This is a genomic window from Lentibacter sp., from assembly GCF_029254145.1.
Lineage (GTDB): Bacteria > Pseudomonadota > Alphaproteobacteria > Rhodobacterales > Rhodobacteraceae > Lentibacter.
On record NZ_JAQWYD010000027.1, the window covers coordinates 1 to 18503 of the forward strand.

17 protein-coding genes and 1 pseudogene are annotated in these 18503 nt (G+C 57.9%); 9 read left to right on the forward strand and 9 right to left on the reverse strand.

Annotated features, from left to right (window positions below; all coding sequences use genetic code 11):
- Positions 1-1192: AMP nucleosidase (locus tag P8O11_RS03380; protein WP_300291646.1), on the reverse strand; the 1192-nt coding region annotated here is incomplete at its 3' end.
- 89 nt (positions 1193-1281) lie between these two features.
- Here P8O11_RS03380 and P8O11_RS03385 point away from each other — a divergent pair.
- On the forward strand, positions 1282-1722 hold the full coding sequence (locus P8O11_RS03385) for a glyoxalase (protein ID WP_300291648.1): 441 nt from the start codon (positions 1282-1284) through the stop codon (positions 1720-1722).
- A complete protein-coding gene (locus tag P8O11_RS03390) occupies positions 1719-2462 on the forward strand; it encodes a class II aldolase and adducin N-terminal domain-containing protein (RefSeq protein ID WP_300291650.1) in 744 nt (247 codons plus the stop codon). The genes P8O11_RS03385 and P8O11_RS03390 overlap by 4 nt, the downstream gene beginning before the upstream one ends.
- Before the next feature lie 85 nt (positions 2463-2547).
- On the opposite strand, the gene P8O11_RS03395 is transcribed toward P8O11_RS03390, so the two are convergent.
- Entirely contained in the window at positions 2548-3486 is a 939-nt protein-coding gene (locus P8O11_RS03395) for a GlxA family transcriptional regulator (RefSeq protein ID WP_300291652.1), read from the reverse strand.
- 74 nt (positions 3487-3560) lie between these two features.
- On the opposite strand from P8O11_RS03395, the gene P8O11_RS03400 reads away from it, so the two are divergent.
- The 3 genes from P8O11_RS03400 (at position 3561) to P8O11_RS03410 (ending at position 7610) form a co-directional block, all read left to right on the forward strand.
- Complete coding sequence (locus P8O11_RS03400) at positions 3561-4724, forward strand: acyl-CoA dehydrogenase family protein (protein ID WP_300291654.1); 1164 nt, start codon at positions 3561-3563, stop codon at positions 4722-4724.
- 85 nt (positions 4725-4809) lie between these two features.
- Positions 4810-6834, forward strand: coding sequence for an acetate--CoA ligase family protein (locus P8O11_RS03405; RefSeq protein WP_300291656.1), 2025 nt, complete (start codon positions 4810-4812; stop codon positions 6832-6834).
- A complete protein-coding gene (locus P8O11_RS03410) occupies positions 6831-7610 on the forward strand; it encodes a carnitinyl-CoA dehydratase (protein ID WP_300291658.1) in 780 nt (259 codons plus the stop codon). The genes P8O11_RS03405 and P8O11_RS03410 overlap by 4 nt, the downstream gene beginning before the upstream one ends.
- Positions 7611-7625: 15 nt before the next feature.
- Here P8O11_RS03410 and P8O11_RS03415 read toward each other — a convergent pair.
- Positions 7626-8954 (reverse strand): annotated as a pseudogene (locus P8O11_RS03415) (UDP-glucose/GDP-mannose dehydrogenase family protein).
- A 112-nt stretch (positions 8955-9066) separates the two neighbouring features.
- A complete protein-coding gene (locus P8O11_RS03420) occupies positions 9067-9465 on the reverse strand; it encodes a VOC family protein (RefSeq protein WP_300291660.1) in 399 nt (132 codons plus the stop codon).
- A gap of 55 nt (positions 9466-9520) precedes the next feature.
- Between P8O11_RS03420 and P8O11_RS03425 the strand changes: the two genes are divergently transcribed.
- On the forward strand, positions 9521-10306 hold the full coding sequence (locus tag P8O11_RS03425) for a MaoC family dehydratase N-terminal domain-containing protein (RefSeq protein ID WP_300291662.1): 786 nt from the start codon (positions 9521-9523) through the stop codon (positions 10304-10306).
- Between the two features lie 84 nt (positions 10307-10390).
- On the opposite strand, the gene P8O11_RS03430 is transcribed toward P8O11_RS03425, so the two are convergent.
- Entirely contained in the window at positions 10391-11425 is a 1035-nt protein-coding gene (locus tag P8O11_RS03430; protein WP_300291665.1) for an FAD-binding oxidoreductase, read from the reverse strand.
- Between the two features lie 61 nt (positions 11426-11486).
- On the opposite strand from P8O11_RS03430, the gene mnmD reads away from it, so the two are divergent.
- Positions 11487-12155, forward strand: a complete 669-nt coding sequence (gene mnmD / locus P8O11_RS03435; protein ID WP_300291667.1) for a tRNA (5-methylaminomethyl-2-thiouridine)(34)-methyltransferase MnmD — start codon at positions 11487-11489, stop codon at positions 12153-12155.
- Position 12156: 1 nt separating this feature from the next.
- A complete protein-coding gene (locus P8O11_RS03440; RefSeq protein WP_300291669.1) occupies positions 12157-13026 on the forward strand; it encodes a DMT family transporter in 870 nt (289 codons plus the stop codon).
- Here P8O11_RS03440 and P8O11_RS03445 read toward each other — a convergent pair.
- Positions 13023-14984, reverse strand: a complete 1962-nt coding sequence (locus P8O11_RS03445) for a lytic transglycosylase domain-containing protein (protein WP_300291671.1) — start codon at positions 14982-14984, stop codon at positions 13023-13025. The genes P8O11_RS03440 and P8O11_RS03445 overlap by 4 nt on opposite strands.
- 106 nt (positions 14985-15090) lie before the next feature.
- Here P8O11_RS03445 and dapA point away from each other — a divergent pair, with 106 nt between their 5' ends.
- The gene (dapA, locus tag P8O11_RS03450; RefSeq protein ID WP_300291673.1) at positions 15091-15966 is read left to right on the forward strand and encodes a 4-hydroxy-tetrahydrodipicolinate synthase; all 876 of its coding nucleotides are present in this window, start codon (positions 15091-15093) and stop codon (positions 15964-15966) included.
- Here dapA and P8O11_RS03455 read toward each other — a convergent pair.
- The 3 genes from P8O11_RS03455 to P8O11_RS03465 are packed head-to-tail and all read right to left on the reverse strand — an operon-like array spanning position 15963 to position 18463.
- Entirely contained in the window at positions 15963-16721 is a 759-nt protein-coding gene (locus P8O11_RS03455; protein WP_300291675.1) for a 5-oxoprolinase subunit PxpA, read from the reverse strand. The genes dapA and P8O11_RS03455 overlap by 4 nt on opposite strands.
- Positions 16722-16724: 3 nt before the next feature.
- A complete protein-coding gene (locus P8O11_RS03460) occupies positions 16725-17735 on the reverse strand; it encodes an urea amidolyase (protein ID WP_300291677.1) in 1011 nt (336 codons plus the stop codon).
- Positions 17735-18463: an allophanate hydrolase subunit 1 gene (locus P8O11_RS03465; protein ID WP_300291679.1), complete on the reverse strand. Its 729-nt coding sequence runs from the start codon at positions 18461-18463 to the stop codon at positions 17735-17737. The genes P8O11_RS03460 and P8O11_RS03465 overlap by 1 nt, the downstream gene beginning before the upstream one ends.
- Between the last annotated feature and the right edge of the window lie 40 nt (positions 18464-18503).

Here is an 18503-nt window from a genome sequence, read left to right on the forward strand (position 1 = left end):
AGCGTTGCACTGGCCCCTCCGTTTCGCGCAGCTCCCAATTTCGATTGTCGAGGCTGGCCACAGTCCCCGTCCGCATCAGCCGTTTCAGCTCGTAACCCTTCAGTTCAGTGACCTCAGCAACAGCCTCTTCAAGCGCAATCTGGATCTCCGCCAGCGCTGGCACAGGCACCCAAACGGGCAAATCGTCATCAAGGACCTTATCTTCGCGCAGATAGGCATGCGCCAAGACAAAGTCACCCAGAAGCTGGCTGTTTCTCAGTCCCGCGCAATGTCCCACCATAATCCAAGCATGCGGTCGCAAGACAGCAATATGATCGGTCGCGGTCTTAGCATTCGATGGACCAACCCCGATGTTCACCAGAGTGATCCCCGAGCCGTCCGCGCGCTTGAGATGATACGTTGGCATCTGCGGCAGCTTGGACGAAGCTTCCAAGGGGGCATCGGCGTCGGCAATCTCTGCGTTGCCCGTACCGACAAAGATCGTATAGCCGCTGGTCTTATCGGCCAGCATAGCGCGATCATAGGCTTCAAACTCGCTCACATAAAACTGGTAATTTGTGAAGAGAACATGGTTCTGGAAGTGCTCTGGCGCTGTGGCCGTATAATGCGACAACCGCGCCAAAGAATAATCGACGCGCTGCGCCGTAAACGGCGCCAGTGGTCCCGCCACCCCTTCGGCAGGCTGGTGAGTTCCATTTACGATGTCGTCGTTTGTCGTACCTAAATCCGGTACATCAAACACATCACGAAGCGTAAATTGCGCTGCCCCCTCTTGGGGTACAGAAATGCGCGAGTCATTGGCCACAGCAAAATGGATCGGCATCGGCGTATCCGAATACCCGATCTCCACATGCACACCATGGTTTTCCATAATGAGTTCGATCTGCTGAATGAGATAATTTCGAAAAAGGTCAGGCCGCGTAATGGTCGCTTCGTGCCGCCCCGGCTGGCTCACGTGGCCATAACTCAGACGACTGTCAATTTGCGCATAACTCGTCGTCTCGATGCGCACCATCGGGTAGTAAGCCCTGATCCGCTTTCCCTCTGGAGCAGCCTTCATCGCTTTGGAAAAGGCCTTACACAAGAACTCGCAAGACGCTTCATAAAGCGCCTCCAGCTGAGCCACAGCAGAGCAAGCATCGTCAAATCTCTGGAATTCACCCAAATCTGGTGTCACAAATTGCGAAGGCATGTGCCACTCCTCGCCAGATACATATTTACCGGCGGCGCCGGATTTGTTCAAAGGTTGCACGAAGCCTGCCCATGTTCAAGGAGAGCCAAATGGATTTCGAAACCGTCAGCCCAGAAGACTTTGGCGCCTCGCTCAAAGGCTTTGGCCTCAACTTGCTGGTCACCGATGTAAAGTGGACAGCAGCTTTTTTAGAGACTGTCTTTGGAATGGCAGCAAAACGTCTCTCCGCGGATTTCGCCATCCTGACACATGGCGAACACGTCCTTCAGCTTCATGCAGACAGCACCTATCACTCCAACCCATTGTTAGGCCTCCTGCACGAAAATCCGCCCCGCGGCGCAGGCCTCGAAATCCGCCTCTACGAGTGTGATCCCGAACACGCTGCGGCCCAATGCGTCGCCGCTGGCGGCACACTTCTCCAAGCGCCCGCTGATAAACCACATGGCTTGCGTGAGGCCTATATCCTCTGTCAGGACGGCTACACATGGGTTCCCTCCAAACCCCTTATTTCAGAGGAAGAACTAGCATGAGCACCTCAAACCTAACCCACTGGCAGGAGCGCGTTGATCTCGCAGCCGCCTTCCGCTGGACCGCACGGCTCAAAATGCACGAAGGCGTCGCCAATCATTTCAGCCTCGCCGTCAATGACGATGGCACACGCTTCCTGATGAACCCCAACCAGATGCATTTCTCGCGCGTCAAAGCCTCCGACATGCTCGAGATCGACGCCAGTAATCAGAGCACTCTGGGAGGCCCAAACGCCCCCGACCCGACAGCATGGGGCCTACACGGCGGCTTGCACCGCGCCTGCAAGCATGCCCGCTGCGCCATGCACGTCCATTCGATCCATGCGACAGTGCTGGCCTCTCTGGCAGACAGCCGCCTGCCGCCTATCGACCAGAACTGCGCCACGTTTTTCAATCGGTATATAATAGATCAGAACTACGGCGGCCTCGCCTTTGAAGACGAAGGCGCACGCTGCGCCGCACTCTTCAAAGACCCCAAACAAAAAGTCATGATCATGGGCAATCACGGCGTTCTGATCATTGGCGCGACAGTGGCCGAAACTTTCAACCGCCTCTATTACTTCGAGCGCGCCGCAGAAACCTACATCCGCGCTTTGCAAACGGGCCAGCCGCTTCGCATCCTCCCTGACGACATCGCCGAGAAAACCGCGCAAGAGCTCGAAAGCTACCCCGAACAAGACACCCGCCACCTCGCCGAGCTCAAAGCCATCCTTGACGAAGAAGGCTCAAACTACGCTTCCTGACCCTTTTTCTTTCTGAAAATATCCCGGGGGAGCGCGAGGGGGCAGCGCCCCCTCGCATGGGTCGGACGCGAAGCGTCCGAAGCCGCTAGCCCGAACGCTCGCCGCTCGGTCTCAAACCAAACTCTGCCTTATACGCCCGCGCCATCGCGCTTGCGTCCTGATAACCCACACGCAAAGCCACTTCGGCCATCGGCAAGTCGCTCTCCTTCAAGAGTTTCCGCGCAACCAAAAGCCTTATACGGCGATAGACAGCGCGCGGTACCGCGCCCAGCTCGCGTTTCATCCGCGCCTCGAGGTCTTTCTGGCTGCGTCCAATCTGCCGCGCGATCTCGCCCATCGGCAAGGGCTGCTCGACATGCTCCTGCATCAGCCTGATCGCCCGTGACACGCTTCTCCCCCGCGCCACAGGCACGTCTTGTGGCGTTCCTTCATCAGGACTCATGAACAATGACGCCAGCTCCAGTCTGAGCGCCTGCCCATGCCGCGCGCCAATACGGTGGCTCATAACGTCAAACGCGGCCTGCGCGCCCGAACATGTGACACGGTCCTGCTCCTCAACAAATCTCGCCCGCTCGGTTTGGACATCTGGAAAGGCTTCGCCAAAACGCTCCAACTCCTCCCAGTGAATGGTCGCACGCCGCCTGTTGAGAAGTCCCGCATCCGCCAAAAGCCAGCTCCCCGTGTCAAACCCCGCCAAGACTGAGTAGCGCCCCGCTGCGGCCCGCAAGGCACGGCGCGTGGTCTCATTCGCGTGGCGAGCGAACTCATAGCTCGGCATAGCAATCAGCATATCCCCGCTCTGCCCGCTCAACGCGCCATGCGCAGCAACAGACATCCCGCTTGAGGAGGTTGCAGGCGCGCCATCCACTGTCAGCAAGCGCCAGCTATACAACGTGCGCCCCGTCAGCGTATTGGCCGCGCGCATCGGCTCGATCGTGTTCGCAAGGCAAAGCCCTGAAAACGCATCAAACAAGAGCACGTCAATCTGCTGCACTGCGGCGGTGTGATTCTTCCAAATCTGCATGAATACTTCTAAATCTGCACGACACCGGCGCGCAAGCACCCTAAGCTTTGATCAACCAGCAAAAGGACAGCGCCATGCACTTCGCCCCGACCGAAGAACAACAAATGATCATCGACACCACACGCGCCTTTGTCGAAAAAGAGCTATATCCGCATGAGGCGCTGGTCGAGCGCACGGGGCATCTGCCGATGGAGCTAATCAAAGAAATTCAGCCCAAAGCCATGGCTGCAGGGCTCTACGCAGCCAATATGCCCGAAGAGGTCGGCGGCGCAGGCCTCGATACGCTCTCATGGCTGATGTATGAAAAAGAACTCGGCCGCGCCAACTATGCGCTCCATTGGACCTGCGTTGCGCGACCCTCAAACATCCTGCTCGCAGGCTCGGACGAACAACGCGAAAAATATCTCTACCCCTGTATCAAAGGCGAGAAATGGGATTGCCTCGCTATGACAGAGCCAGGCGCAGGCTCTGATTTGCGCGGCATGACGGCGACAGCCAAAGAAGATGGCGACGACTTTGTTTTGAACGGGACAAAGCACTTTATCTCCCACGCCGACATTGCCGATTTCGCCATCGTCTTTATGGCGACAGGCGAAGAAGAAACGCCGCGTGGCAAGAAAAAGCTGATCACCGCATTTTTTGTCGACAAAGGCACACCCGGCTTCACTGTCCGCGAGGGCTACCGCAACGTTTCGCACCGCGGCTACACCAACGCAGTGCTCGAGTTTGACAACTGCCGCCTGCCACGCTCTGCCGTTCTGGGCGAGGTTCACAAAGGCTTTCAAGTGGCCAACGACTGGCTCGGCGCAACGCGCCTACAAGTCGCCGCTACGTCATTGGGCCGCGCCGAACGCGCCTTTGAACATGCGCTCGCCTATTCCGCCGAGCGCAAGCAATTCGGACAACAAATATCAAAGTTTCAAGGCGTGTCTTTCAAGCTCGCCGACATGGCGCTTGAAATCAAGGCGGCCAACCTGCTCACTTGGGAAGCGGGCTGGAAGTTTGATCAAGGCTCAGTGACCGAAGCTGATATGTCGATGGCCAAACTGAAGGCGACAGAGGTGCTCGCCATGGTTGCGGACGAAGCGATCCAGATACACGGCGGCATGGGCCTTATGGACGAACTGCCGCTGGAGCGGATCTGGCGCGATGCACGGGTCGAGCGGATCTGGGAAGGCACATCGGAAATCCAACGCCACATCATCAGCCGCGATCTGCTGCGCCCGCTCGGTGGCTGAGGTTTTGCGCTTAGGCTTCGCCAAATCGCGGCAGCGGGGGCCAGCCCCCCGCACCCCCCGGGATATTTTTAAAGAGAAGAAGACAATGGGTTGCGATCTTTCCAGACTTTTGAATCCACGTGCCATTGCTGTGATCGGTGGTGGAGCATGGTGCGCCTCGATCATCAAAGCCGCCGAGATGATCGGCTATGACGGAGAGATTTTCCCAGTGCATCCCGAAGGCAAGGTCATTGCCGGGCGGCAGGCCGTTCGATCGCTAGCTGAATGGGATGGCCCGATTGATGCGGCCTTCATTGGCGTCAATCGCACGGTAACGATTGATATCGTGCGCGAGCTTCGAGCGCTCGAGGCGGGCGGAGCGGTTTGTTTTGCCAGCGGGTTTTCGGAGGCAGGCGCGGAGCTTTCTGACGGGGCAGATTTGCAAGCCGAACTTGTCGAGGCCGCAGGCGACATGCCCATCCTCGGGCCGAACTGCTATGGCTTCATCAACGCACTTGAAGGGGCCGCGATCTGGCCAGACCAGCATGGATGCAGCCGTGTTGAGCGCGGCGTAGCGATCCTTGCACAAAGCTCCAACATCGCCATCAACCTCACCATGCAGAAGCGCGCCTTGCCGATCGCCTATGTTGTGGCCTGCGGAAACATGGCGCAAACATCGCAGGCAGAGATTGCCATGGCCCTGCTCGATGACCCTCGAGTCACCGCGATTGGCCTTCACATCGAAGGCTTTGGCGACACCGCAGAATGGCACGCGCTGGCGCTCAAGGCCGAGGGCAAGGGCATCCCACTCCTTGCGCTTAAGGTTGGTAAATCGGAGCACGCTCAGGCGGCGACGGTCTCGCATACAGCTTCTCTTGCGGGCAGCCATGCAGGCGCCAATGCTCTGCTGGCCCGTCTCGGTATCCCGCGTGTTCCTGACATCCCCAGCTTTCTGGAAACACTCAAACTCCTACATACTGTTGGGCGACTTGACCGCGCGAGCCTTGCGACTGTCTCATGCTCGGGCGGGGAGGCCAGTCTTGCCGCAGATACAGCCCACGGCCGCGCCCTGAGCTTTCCCCCGCTTTCTGGGCCACAGCGCAAAACACTTTTCGAAGCGCTTGGCCCCAAAGTGGCACTTGCCAATCCGCTCGATTACCATACCTACATATGGCGTGACACCGCGCGCATGACAGAGACCTTTGCCGCCCTCGCAGGCCCCGAAACAGGCATAACCCTGGCCATTGTCGACTACCCACACACCGATGCGACAGACTGGGCCTGCGCAACAGATGCAATCCTCGGTGCGGCGCAGCAAACAGGGCGGCCCTATGGCGTTGTGGCGACATTGCCAGAACTCCTGCCACTTGATGTGGCAGCGCGATTTATGGCGGCAGGCGTCGTGCCCTTCATGGGACTCACCGAGGCAATCACCGCCGTAGAAGCTGCTGCGCTTCCCGCTGTCGTAAATCCGCAGCCGCCACTCCGGGGCGGCGCGCTTGGCCTCGCAGAGACGCTAAGTGAACACGCCTCAAAGACTGAGCTTTCAAACGTTGGTGTGCCTGTTCCTGCATCTTTGCGATTGACCTCGCTTGAAGGCCTTGCCGCTCAGCTCGCAGGCCTCGTCTTCCCTCTCGCGCTCAAGGCTGAAGGGATGGCGCATAAGTCTGATGCAGGCGGTGTCGCTCTTGGCCTGATGTTTGCGGAAGAGGTACAGACTGCTGCTGAAGCAATGGGAGGGGTGAGCTGGCTTGTCGAGGAGATGGCAACAGGCGCTGTGGCCGAGCTACTTGTCGGCGTGACACGCGACGAGGCCCATGGCCTCTTGCTTACGCTGGGCGCGGGTGGTGTCCTAACAGAACTTTTGCAAGATACTGTTTCCATGCTCCTGCCTGTGACGGACAACGACATAAAACAGGCTCTAACAAAGCTCAAATGTGCGCCTTTGCTCACAGGCTACCGCGGCAAACCTGCCGCCAATATAGAGGCGATCGTTGAGGCGATCCTGAGCGTTCAAGACTATGTCGTTGCACATGCGCCGCATATTGGCGAAGTTGAAATCAACCCGCTCCTCTGCACGCCAACCCGCGCCGTTGCTGTAGATGCCCTCATAAGAAAGGCCAGACCATGAGCCCCATAAAGACACGCCGCGACGGTGGCATCCTCGAAGTCACACTGGACCGGCCCAAAGCCAATGCAATCGACCTTGCCACCTCACGCATCATGGGGGACACATTTGCCAGTTTCCGCGATGACCCTGATCTGCGCGTCTGCATTATCACAGGCGCTGGCGAAAAGTTCTTTTGCCCGGGTTGGGACCTGAAAGGCGCAGCCGACGGTGACGCCGTTGATGGTGACTATGGCGTGGGTGGCTTTGGCGGGCTGCAAGAACTGCGCGACCTCAACAAACCAGTCATCGCTGCGGTCAATGGTATCTGCTGTGGGGGCGGGCTTGAGTGGGCGCTCTCTGCCGATATCATCCTAGCAGCCGACCATGCCACCTTTGCGCTGCCCGAAATTCGCTCAGGCACGGTGGCCGATGCGGCGAGCGTTAAACTGCCCAAACGCATCCCCTATCATATTGCGATGGAACTTTTACTTACGGGCCGTTGGTTTGACGCCGAAGAAGCAAAAGGCTGGGGCATCGTGAACCATATTCACCCAGCCAAAGAACTCATGGACCAGGCCTGGGATATGGCGCGCCTGCTCGCGTCTGGACCACCCCTTGTCTATGCCGCAATCAAAGAAATCGTACGCGACGCCGAAGACAGCAAGTTTCAGGATGCGATGAACCGGATCACCCAGCGACAGCTCTCTAGCGTAGACATCCTTTACGGCTCCGAAGACGGACTAGAAGGCGCCCGCGCTTTTGCCGAAAAGAGAGACCCTGTCTGGAAGGGGCGATAAACACCCGCAAGGAGGCTAGTCTTCCGTGCGAAAGTAATCGCGCCGCCCAACAGAAACATAAGCTTCAAAGCCCGCCTTCTTGGCGTCACGCTCTGAATAAATATTGCGCAAGTCGGCCAGCTTGGGTGTATTCATTTTCTTGGCTATCTTTTTCAGATCAAGCGCGCGGAACTCGTTCCACTGCGTCAGAATCACCATCAGGTCAGCGTTCTGCGCTGCCTTATATGCGTCTTCTGCCCATTGCACGCCAGGGAGCTGAGCCTCGCCTTCATGCCTCCCCTACGGGTCAACGACACGCACTTTGGCTCCGCCACCGATCATCGCTGGTACAATCTTTAGCGCGGGACTCGCGCGCATATCATCGGTGTTTGGCTTGAAAGTCACGCCAAGCACCACAACGATCTTGCCGTTGAAGCTCCCTTCCACAAGATCGAGCAGCTTCTGAATCATGCGATCCTTGATCTCTTCATTGACCTTGATGACCGTCTCGGTGATCTGCATTGGCAGGCCGTGCTCCTGCCCAATCCTCGCAAGCGCCTTCGTATCTTTAGGAAAGCACGAGCCACCATAACCTGGACCCGCATGTAAAAACTTATTGCCGATCCGCCCGTCGAGCCCAATCCCTTTACTCACCTGCTTCACGTCCGCTCCCGTCAGCTCACAAAGCGCGGCAATCTCGTTGATAAAAGTGATCTTTGTCGCCAAAAACGCGTTGGCTGCGTATTTAATCATTTCAGCGCTCTCAAGATCGGTCGTTACGATCGGAAAGTCACGCAAGAACAGTGGCCGGTACACCTCACGCATGATCTCGTCGGCACGGTCCGACTGCACGCCCAAAACCACACGGTCAGGCTTCATAAAGTCATCAATTGCCGCACCCTCCCGCAGGAATTCGGGGTTTGACGCCACATCAAAGTCAAGCGCAGGGTTGGCCTTGCGCACAGCCTGTTTCACTTGCCGGTTTGTGCCCACTGGCACCGTCGACTTCGTCACAATTACAGCATAGCCCGTGAGGGCCTGAGCAACCTGTTCAGCCACAGCCATCACATAGGTCAGGTCGGCATGGCCATCGCCCCGCCGCGTCGGCGTACCCGCAGCGATAAACACCGCTTCTACCCCCTGCACGGCTTCTTCAAGATCGGTGGTGAATGTCAGCCGCCCAGCCGCTACATTCTTCGCCATCAACGTATCGAGACCAGGCTCAAAGATAGGCACTTCGCCCCGTTTGAGCATCTCAATCTTGGCAGGGTCCATATCGACACAGACAACGTCATGCCCAAAATCGGAGAAGCACACCCCCGAAACAAGACCCACGTATCCCGTGCCAATCATCGCGATCTTCATAAAACTGCCCTTTACTCGCACAAACTTTTAAAGCCTTGTCGCAGTGCCCAAAGTGCCTGTCAACGCAGCCTGAAAACCTCAATTCAGCTTGGCACAAAAAAGTAACGATCCCCTAAAGCGGTTCGGAAAGCTCAATTAAATTACCGTCTGGATCCCTAATGTAGATCGAATTGATCGGCCCCCGCGCCCCCGTGCGCCAGATTGGCCCATCCTCAATGCTGACACCGAGCGCCTCAAGCGCGGCAACTGTCAGGTTCATTCGACCCTCAAGCAAAAAACAAAGATCCGCGCTCCCCACCGTGGGTCGCCGCGCATGTGGGGCAAATTCTACTCCGGCCTGGTGCAGGTTGATCTTCTGCCCGCCAAACAAAAGCGCGTGCCGCTTCGTGCCGTCAGTGCCTGTAAATGTCTCGTGTCGCATCCCAAGCGCAGCCTCATAAAAAGCTGCGCTGCGCGCCAAATCCGTCACTGTCAGAACCAAGTGATCAAGCGCCGCAATTTTCACGCTCATCTTGTCATTCCCCCCAAGCAAGCTAGTTTGCCCATAAACACTATAGGTCACCTTGATGGAACACAGAACAGATATCCTCGATCCAGCCCGCGCAAACGCATGCGCCGCCAGCTTGGGCCTGTCCACGCGCCTTCAAGCGGGTGACCCTCTCCCACCTTTCTTCCACCAGCTCTATTTCTGGCAGGCCGAGCCGCCCGAAGCCTTGGGCCGCGATGGTCACCCCGCCAAGGGCAGCGCGCTCATCCCTGATTTCGGCTTGCCCCGCCGCATGTGGGCTGGTGGCCGTCTTGCCTTTCATGAAACACTCATCACAGGGCAAAGTGCGGAAAAACAAACAACACTGGATACCGCCAAGCAAAAGCAAGGCCGCACAGGGCCACTCGCCTTTGTCACCCTGCGTCATGATATCCTGCAAGACGGCGCGCTCAAGCTCACCGAGTATCAAGATCTTGTCTACCGTGAAGACGCTTCGCCTGATGCGCCCGCGCCGATCGTGCCCCAAGCCGCCAGAAACGAAACCCACCTTGAGTCGCACAGCTTTAACGCAACGCTGCTGTTTCGTTACTCGGCACTCACTTTCAATGGTCATCGCATTCATTACGACGAAACATATGCCCGCGATGTCGAGCACTACACAGGTCTTGTTGTTCACGGGCCACTGCTCGCTCAACGTCTTATGCTCATGGCCACGCAACACCTCGGTCCACTCAAAGCCTTCTCTTTCCGCGGGAGCTCTCCACTGATGCACACCGAAACAGCCACTCTCTGCCTGAACGGCAACACCCTCTGGGTCCGTGCTGCAGATGGCCGACAAATCATGACAGCCGAAGCTGAAGTCTAAGCCTTCCTCTTTTTAAAATATCCTGGGGGGTCTGGGGGGCAAAGCCCCCCAGCGGGTCGGATTGGCGCAGCCAATTCGAAGAGACTAGAGTGAGGCTTCTGGTGTAAACTCTGCTGGAATAGTGTCTATTTCTTCCAGAATCAGTGAGGCTATCACCCGCCCGACTTCAACTGCCATACCAAACCCGATCTTAAACCCGCCATTCGCAATATACGCCCCCTCAAAGAGCGGATGCCGTCCCAGCATAGGCGCACGGCTCTTGGCGCGCGGCCTCAGTCCTGCCCAGCGTTCTAACACTTCGGCCTCACGCAAGACTGGCAGCGCTGCACAAGCCTTTTCCAAAACCAAATCAAGCTGCGCATCGGTATCGCTTGCATGCTCGAAAACCCGCTCACTTGTCGAGCCAATGGCAACAGTCCCGTTCCAATGCGGTACCATATGAACCGTATTCGCAAAGATCTGCGGTCCGTCACGCATATCAAACCTCAGCAAAGCCCCTTGGCCCTTCACAGCATTTCCAACATCTTTGTCAAAATGCGCCGAGAGCCGCTCAAGATCATGTACGCCGCTCGCCCAGACAACAGAGCCTTGGTCGTCGCCCTCGAGCAGAACCTCCCCGCCCCGCGCCACAATCGCTGCCGCTAGCGCTTTGCAAGCCTGCCGCGGAAACATCCGCGCCGTCAGCGTATCAAAGACATAAAGCCCCGTTTCACTCTCAGGCAACGGACCGCTGAGCGCTTCACGGCCTACGACCTGCCATTCTGCCTGACCGCGCCACAGCTCTTTTGCGCTTATGGCCCGTGCTCGTGCAAGTGCCACAGCGCGCTCGTCGGCCAAGGGTTGAACCCTGCCTGTGCGAGCATAACTAGTTTCTAACTTGGCCCAATTACCAACATTTTCCCAAAAGGCCTCTGCTGCGATCAGACTTTGAAACTGGAACTCCTTCTTCTCGTTCCAATTCTCGGGCACATGAGGCGCAAGGGCTCCTACAATGCCACCACTCGCCCCGCCGCCAACACCGTTGGGGTCAATCACGCGCACGCGTGCGCCCTTTTCCAAACAAGCCCATGCCACCGACAGGCCAAATATTCCCGCGCCGCGCACTGTTACGTCTGCCATTGCCATTCCCTTACAGCGGTTGCATGGTCCTTCAATTACGTCTCTATCGGATTAGCCCCAGATGAACCAGCCAGCCGAGCTTACGTGGCGCGAAGGCCAAGTGCCCGTGTCCCAGCGCTTTGATGACCCCTATTTCAGCCTTGAAAACGGGCTGGAGGAGACTTCCTACGTCTTTCTGGACGGGAATGATCTCCCTGCGCGCTTCCGTGATGGCTTTCATATCGCAGAGCTCGGGTTTGGCACAGGGCTCAATCTCCTGGCCGCCCTTGCGCTTTGGCGCGAGAGCAATCAAAGCGGAAAACTTCACTTCACTAGTTTTGAAGCCTTCCCCATGGCGCCCAAAGACATGCTCGCGGCCCAAGCCGCTTTCCCCGCGCTCGCAGCGCTCAGTGCCGAGCTTGCGCCACACTGGACCGCTGGTAAAACTGCCTTTGAAACGGATGATCTGGTCTTCACTCTTATACTTGGTGACGCGCGCAATACAGTCTCTAATATGGCCCAAAAAGCTGATGCGTGGTTTCTTGACGGATTTTCACCTGCCAAAAACCCGGAGCTTTGGGAGCCCGCACTGATGACGCAGATTGCAGAGCAGACTGCGCCTCAAGGCACAGCCGCGACTTATACCGCAGCAGGGTTTGTACGCCGTGCCCTTGCAGAGGCGGGTTTTGATGTCACCCGCCGCACGGGCTTCGGCCGCAAACGCCACATGACCACAGCAAGGATGCTTTAACATGGCCGACAGCAACAACACTCGCCTCGGCGTCCTGCTGATGATCGCAACGACCTTCGTCTTTGCGGTGCAAGACGGCATATCGCGGCACCTCGCCAGCGAATACAACGTGCTCATGGTTGTGATGGTGCGCTATTGGTTCTTCGCGGCCTTCGTCACAGCCATCGCCTATCGCAAAGCAGGCGGCATCCGCGCCGCCGCGCGCACAGAACAGCCGCTCTTGCAGATTTTACGAGGCCTTATCCTCGCAACAGAGATCTGCGTGATGATCTATGCCTTCACTCTCCTTGGCCTTATCGAATCACACGCCGTTTTCACAAGCTATCCCCTCCTTGTCGCCGCGCTCTCTGGGCCAATTCTCGGTGAGGTCGTCGGCTGGCGGCGCTGGACAGCAATCTTTATCGGCTTTGTCGGTGTCTTGATCATTCTGAAGCCAGGGTTTGGTGTTTTCTCACCCGCCGCCATCGTCCCGCTCGCCGCAGCACTGCTCTTTGCGCTCTATGGTCTGCTCACGCGCTTTGCCTCACGCAAGGACACAGCCGCGACATCCTTCTTTTGGACAGGTGTTTCTGGCTCCGTGATGATGACAGTGATTGGCGCCAGCTATTGGGAGCCGATGATCTCGTCAGATTGGCTATGGATGGGCACACTCTGCATCACAGGGGCACTCGGCCACTGGCTCTTGATCAAAACATATGAGGCCGCCGAGGCCAGCGCCGTTCAGCCTTTCGCATATCTTCAGCTTGTCTTCGTGAGCTTCATTGGCGTTTTGGTCTTCGGTGAAAGCATCGAGCTCAATGTCGCCATCGGCGCGGCAGTCGTCGTCTGCGCAGGCCTCTTCACACTCTGGCGCGCACGAAAAGCGGCCTAATTATTTGCGCGCAATGTTGTTCCAATAAGCTCTTCAGTAAACGGCACAGGATGCGCAGGCTTGCCGAGCCGTGCGCGATAAACTGGCAGGCTCTCTGCAACGCGCATCACGTAATTGCGCGTCTCATTGAAGGGGATCGCCTCAATCCAGTCTATCACATCCATCTCGCCTTTGCGTGGGTCTCCCTGCTCGCTCATCCAGCGGTCAGGCCGTGATGGCCCCGCATTATAAGCTGCAGAAATCATCACAACGTTCCCGTCATAGCGCTCTGAAAGGGTCGCAAGGTAGGCCGCGCCGAGCTTGGCGTTGTAGGTCCAGTCGTTCAGAACACTGTCGCGCGCGTAGTCTATGCCAAGCCCTTCAGCAACTTCCTTGGCCGTCGCAGGCATCACTTGCATTAGCCCGAGCGCGCCAACTCCACTGGCAACAGAAGGGTCAAACTCGCTTTCGCGCCGCGCAATCGCCAGCGCCATTTCCATCGGAACAGGCAAGCGCATTTCCGTCATCGGGTGCAGCGCATAATAGTGCGCAGGCAAAACAATCCCTCGCCCCGCGGCGTCCTTACCCAGCATCACGGCAAGATGCGGCGCCCCAAGATCCGTTACAAAGTTGCCCAATTGTCCAAGTGTGCTGCGGTCCGCTTCCGCCGCCATCGCAAGGACAAATTGCTCCGCCAGACTCAACATATCATTCTTGATTGCCAGTTCCACAATCCGCGCCAGATCGCTCTTGTAGAACGCGGCATCTTGCCATGCGGGGAAATACTCAGCCCCCTTTAGAGCAATATCAGAGCCTGTTTTGGCCCGCTCAGCCGCCAGAAGCCCGTAGAAGCTGGTCTGATGTTCGGCCCCCGACCGATAGGCTATGAGCGCCTCATCGGTCCGGCCCATCTGCTGCAAGGCCTCACCTTTCCAGAAGCCCGCGCGCCCAAGAGATATAGGCGACTCAACCGTTTCGTTCATCCGCTCAAAATGAACAAGGGCCTGCGCGGCCTTCCCCAGTTTTCGAAGCGCAATATAGCCCGCAAGCCACTCAAGATCTGCATAGGCGCTGCCGTCGTGCAGCCCGTGGTTTGCAGCAAGCTGATAGGCCACCTGCGCATCGCCTTCGCGCATCAGCTGGCGAACAAGGCTGCGGCGCCAGCCAGACCAGCGCAACGGCTCGCCAAGATTTTCAGCCGCGCTACTGGCCATCATCTTGGCCACAGCTTCGTCTTTTGTCCCGCGATGATAGGTCCAGAGAAACTCTTCATACCCAAGCCCCGGATGCCCGAGCAGCGCCGCAGGCACAGCCGCAATCAAAGCCGCAGGATCAGATGCACCCGCGCGCAGCCCTTGCCGCGCCTCCGCCAAAGCGCGCTGCTCGACACTCACCAAAGGCAGCATGCGGCTGACATCGTCAGACAGCCCGCGCCAAAGCGCCATATCAAGCCGCGCCTCATGATGCGGGGCCAGCAAATCGGCATAATTCTCCAAATACTCGGCCTGCAAAGCACCGTCCATGTCATAGCTACGCCATGCCATCACAAGAGTTGCCTCCGCTTCGCCACGCTCGCCCGCAGCCATCAGCGCCCCAGCATAACTCAGAACTCCACGATTGCTTTGAGGTGAAAACGCACGAAAAAATGCGATGCGCTCAGCACCGCCAGCCTCAGAAACAGCCGCTTCGCTCATCTGCGCCAGCCGCGCAAGACCAGGCCAATGCGGGTAGTCGCGCACAAAGCCAAGCGCCTCTTCGGCGCTGCCTTTGCCTGCGCGCAACTTTACCCATTGCATCAAAACCTGCGCTTCAGGAGCAGCCTTTGAGGCCAGAAGATCGGCCATCGCCCAGTCGCCACGCCCCGCCGCATGAAACGCAGCACTCAAAGGCCGCGGCGCAGCAAGCCTGTCTGCCAAGCTAGCAGACGGCAGTAGGGCAAGCCCCACAAATAAGGCGATATAGCGAAACATCTCTTGCATTTTTCCTTATGAAACAGGATAGAACAGGCCCACCATACCCTGCAAACAAGCGCCCCTCCAATCACGAAAGGCGGCGCACTGCATAAGAAGCGAAAAGGAGCGTATCATGTTCAAGGGATCTATGCCTGCACTGGTCACGCCGTTCAAAAACGGCGCACTGGATGTTGATACACTCAAACAATTGGTCGAATGGCACATCGGAGAAGGCTCGCATGGCCTCGTTCCCGTGGGCACAACAGGCGAGAGCCCGACGCTCACACATGCCGAACATGACAAAGTTGTACAAATCGTGGTTGAGGCCGCAGCTGGCCGTGTCCCTGTGATCGCAGGTGCTGGCTCAAACAATACACTAGAATCGATCCGCCTTGCCCAAGCCGCCGAAAAAGCGGGCGCAAACGGCATCCTCGTTGTCACACCCTACTACAACAAGCCCACACAGTCGGGCCTCATCGCGCATTTCCGCGCCGTGCACGACTGCTGCGATCTTCCGATCATTGTTTACAATATCCCGGGTCGTTCGGTTGTTGATATGTCACCCGAGACAATGGGTGAGCTGGCAAAACTCCCGCGCATTGTTGGTGTCAAAGACGCCACAGGCGATCTGAGCCGCGTCCCACAACAGCGCATCACCTGCGGTTCAGACTTCATCCAGCTCTCAGGCGAAGACGCAACCGCACTTGGCTTTAACGCGCACGGCGGTGTCGGTTGCATCTCGGTCACGGCCAATGTTGCACCAAAGCTCTGCGCAGACTTCCAAAACGCTACCCTTGCAGGCGATTATGACACAGCGCTCACGCTGCTCGACAAACTCATGCCACTGCATATCGCAATCTTCAAAGAGCCCGGTGTCGCAGGCGCAAAATACGCCATGTCCCGCCTTGGCCTTTGCAATGCGGAAGTGCGCCTCCCGCTCACAGCGGTCAGTTCCAAAACGGAAGCATTGCTAGATGATGCCCTGCGTCACGCAGGCCTGCTCAACTAAAACTGGGTCAAAGTGACACCCGCCGCGCTCAGCTTGGTTCTGAGCGCGCGGGCCATCTCGACAGCCTCAGGCGTATCGCCATGCAAGCAGATTGTATCGATCTTCGCTGGAATACGCTTCCCACTCTCAGCAATAATCGCATCTTCGCGCAGCATGTTGAGAATCCGCTCAGCCGCCATATCCGCGTCATGCAAGACAGCACCAGCCTTTGAGCGGTCAACAAGTGTCGCATCGTCCTCATAGGCGCGGTCGGCAAAAATCTCGCCCGCCCAGTTTGCTCCAAGCTCCTGCACTACAGCCTGCTGCGCGGTCTCTGCCAAAACCATCAGAATAATTTCAGGGTTCACTCGGAGCGCCGCGCTGTAACATGTTTTTGCCAGTGTCGCGTCTTCCGCACACATGTTGGCCAATGCCCCGTGCAGCTTGAAGTGGCGGATGTTCGCGCCCACGCTCCTGGCCATCCCTTCGGCAGCGCCAAGTTGATAAGCAATCATATTGCCCAACTCCTCCGCGCCGATATTGAGCCGCCTGCGCCCAAAGCCCTTCAGGTCCGCAAACCCTGGATGTGCGCCAATGCCCACACCGTTCTTGGCAGCAAGCCGCATCGTCTCCGCCATCACATCAGGGTCCCCCGCATGAAAGCCACAGGCGATATTGGCCGAGGTGATAACATCAAGAAGCGCCGCATCATCGCCCATGCGCCAAGGGCCAAACCCCTCACCCATGTCTGAATTGAGATCCACTTTCATGACCATGTCCTAGTCCTCCTGTCCTGTAATCATCCCGCTGATCAGCTGATAGCCCAGCAGGTCGTTCATATCATATGGGTCGCGCACGAGTGGCTCAGATGTGTCTCTAATCCTGCGCAACAGCTCCTTTTCTGTGAGATAAAGCCCATCAGCCTCCTCAAGCGAGATCCGCTCAAACCAAAGTTCGGCCCCCGCATTCGCCTGCGCAATTCGGGCAACATCCTGCGGGATCACAGCGCCAATCCGCGGGTAGCCCCCCATGGTCTGATGCTCGGCCAAAAGCACAAAAGGTTCGCCTTGCCCCGTCATCTGGATATCGCCCAAAACAATCACTTCAGAAACAATCCCGAGCTGCCCCTCAGCAGAAAAAGGCACGCCATCATGCTCAAGCTTGGCCGCCTGTCTGTTTGCATGTCCACTTTTTCTAAAGCGCGTCGCCTCGAAAGCGGCCAGCATCTCTTCGCTATAAAGCCCTGTCTGCGGCCCCGTCACAAAACGCAACCGCCCGCCATCAAACCGCGCATCAGGCTTTAAGCGGCGCGGCGGCGCATCCGCCTTAGCGTCTGCGCCCAGCGGCAGGACAGAGCCCGAGACGAGCGCTTGCCCAAGCCCGCCCGTGAAGTGCGTCGAACGACGGCCTAGCGTAAAATCAGTCTCTATTTCACCACCAAATGCAATATATCCGTAAAGTCCCCGCCCCGTGGGGCGCACGCTCAGGATCTCACCAGCTTCAAGCCTATGGCTCGCGCCCCACTGAAGCGCACGGCCATCCACTTCCGCCAGCATCGGCGCGCCCGTCAGCGCAACACGCTGCGGCGCACTCAAACTCAGCCTCACAGGCGCACTCGGCAGCTCAATAGCGCAGATATCAAGCCCCTGCCCCAGCAGCGCCGCCGCTTCAAGCAACGCGATACGGTCCATCGCGCCGCCGCGCGACAGCCCAAAGCGCAGATAGCCTTCGCGCCCAAGGTCTTGCAGGCTCGCGTTCGGACCAATCTGATGCAGTGTCAGCTCAGGCATCACGTCGCCTCCTCAAGCTGCGCGCCGCCCATAGGATCAGTCTCTAACATGGCCCAATCATGCTCGGAAACAGCCGGAAAGAGCAGCTCATCCCCGGGCCTAAGCACAAAGGGCTGCGGCACATCCGGTTGAAACAGCTTCAGATGCGTGGTCGCAATATGGCGCCAGCCTGTCGGCGTCTCATTGGCAAAAAGGTTGAACTGCCTCACAGCCAGCACAAGCGCGCCCTGCGGCACACGGGGGCTCAGCGCGGTCTGGCGCGGCACATCCCAGCGTTCAGGCAACATCCCAAGATAAGGCTGCCCAGGTGCAAACCCGATCGCCAGCACCCGAACACGCGCAGCACTCAGCTCGCGCACAGCAGCCTCTTCAGTGACACCCACAAGCTTGGCCACTTCGCCCAGCTGCGGACCCGCCGCCCCGCCATAAAGCGTCGGCACACGCCAAAGCCTCGGTGGCGCCGCGCTCGCTGCAGTCAGCCAGTCGCGACTGTCGAGCAAAGCTTGCAAGCGCAGCACAAGATCTGCACGCGCGATCCGCGTCACATCAAAGCGCACAAAAACAGACGCCAGCGCCGTAGCAATCTCAACAAGCCCCGCGACATCTTCCGCCTCAAGCGCCGCCGCAAAGCCGACAAGCGCCCGATTCGCCGCGTCATCAAGACGGCCGGCAAAGCGCACAAGATAGCCCTCGGTCCCGATCGGCGCGATATGCGGCAGCTCAGCCATAGTTTTCCTTTACGAAACTTTAAGACCCCAATCTCACGTA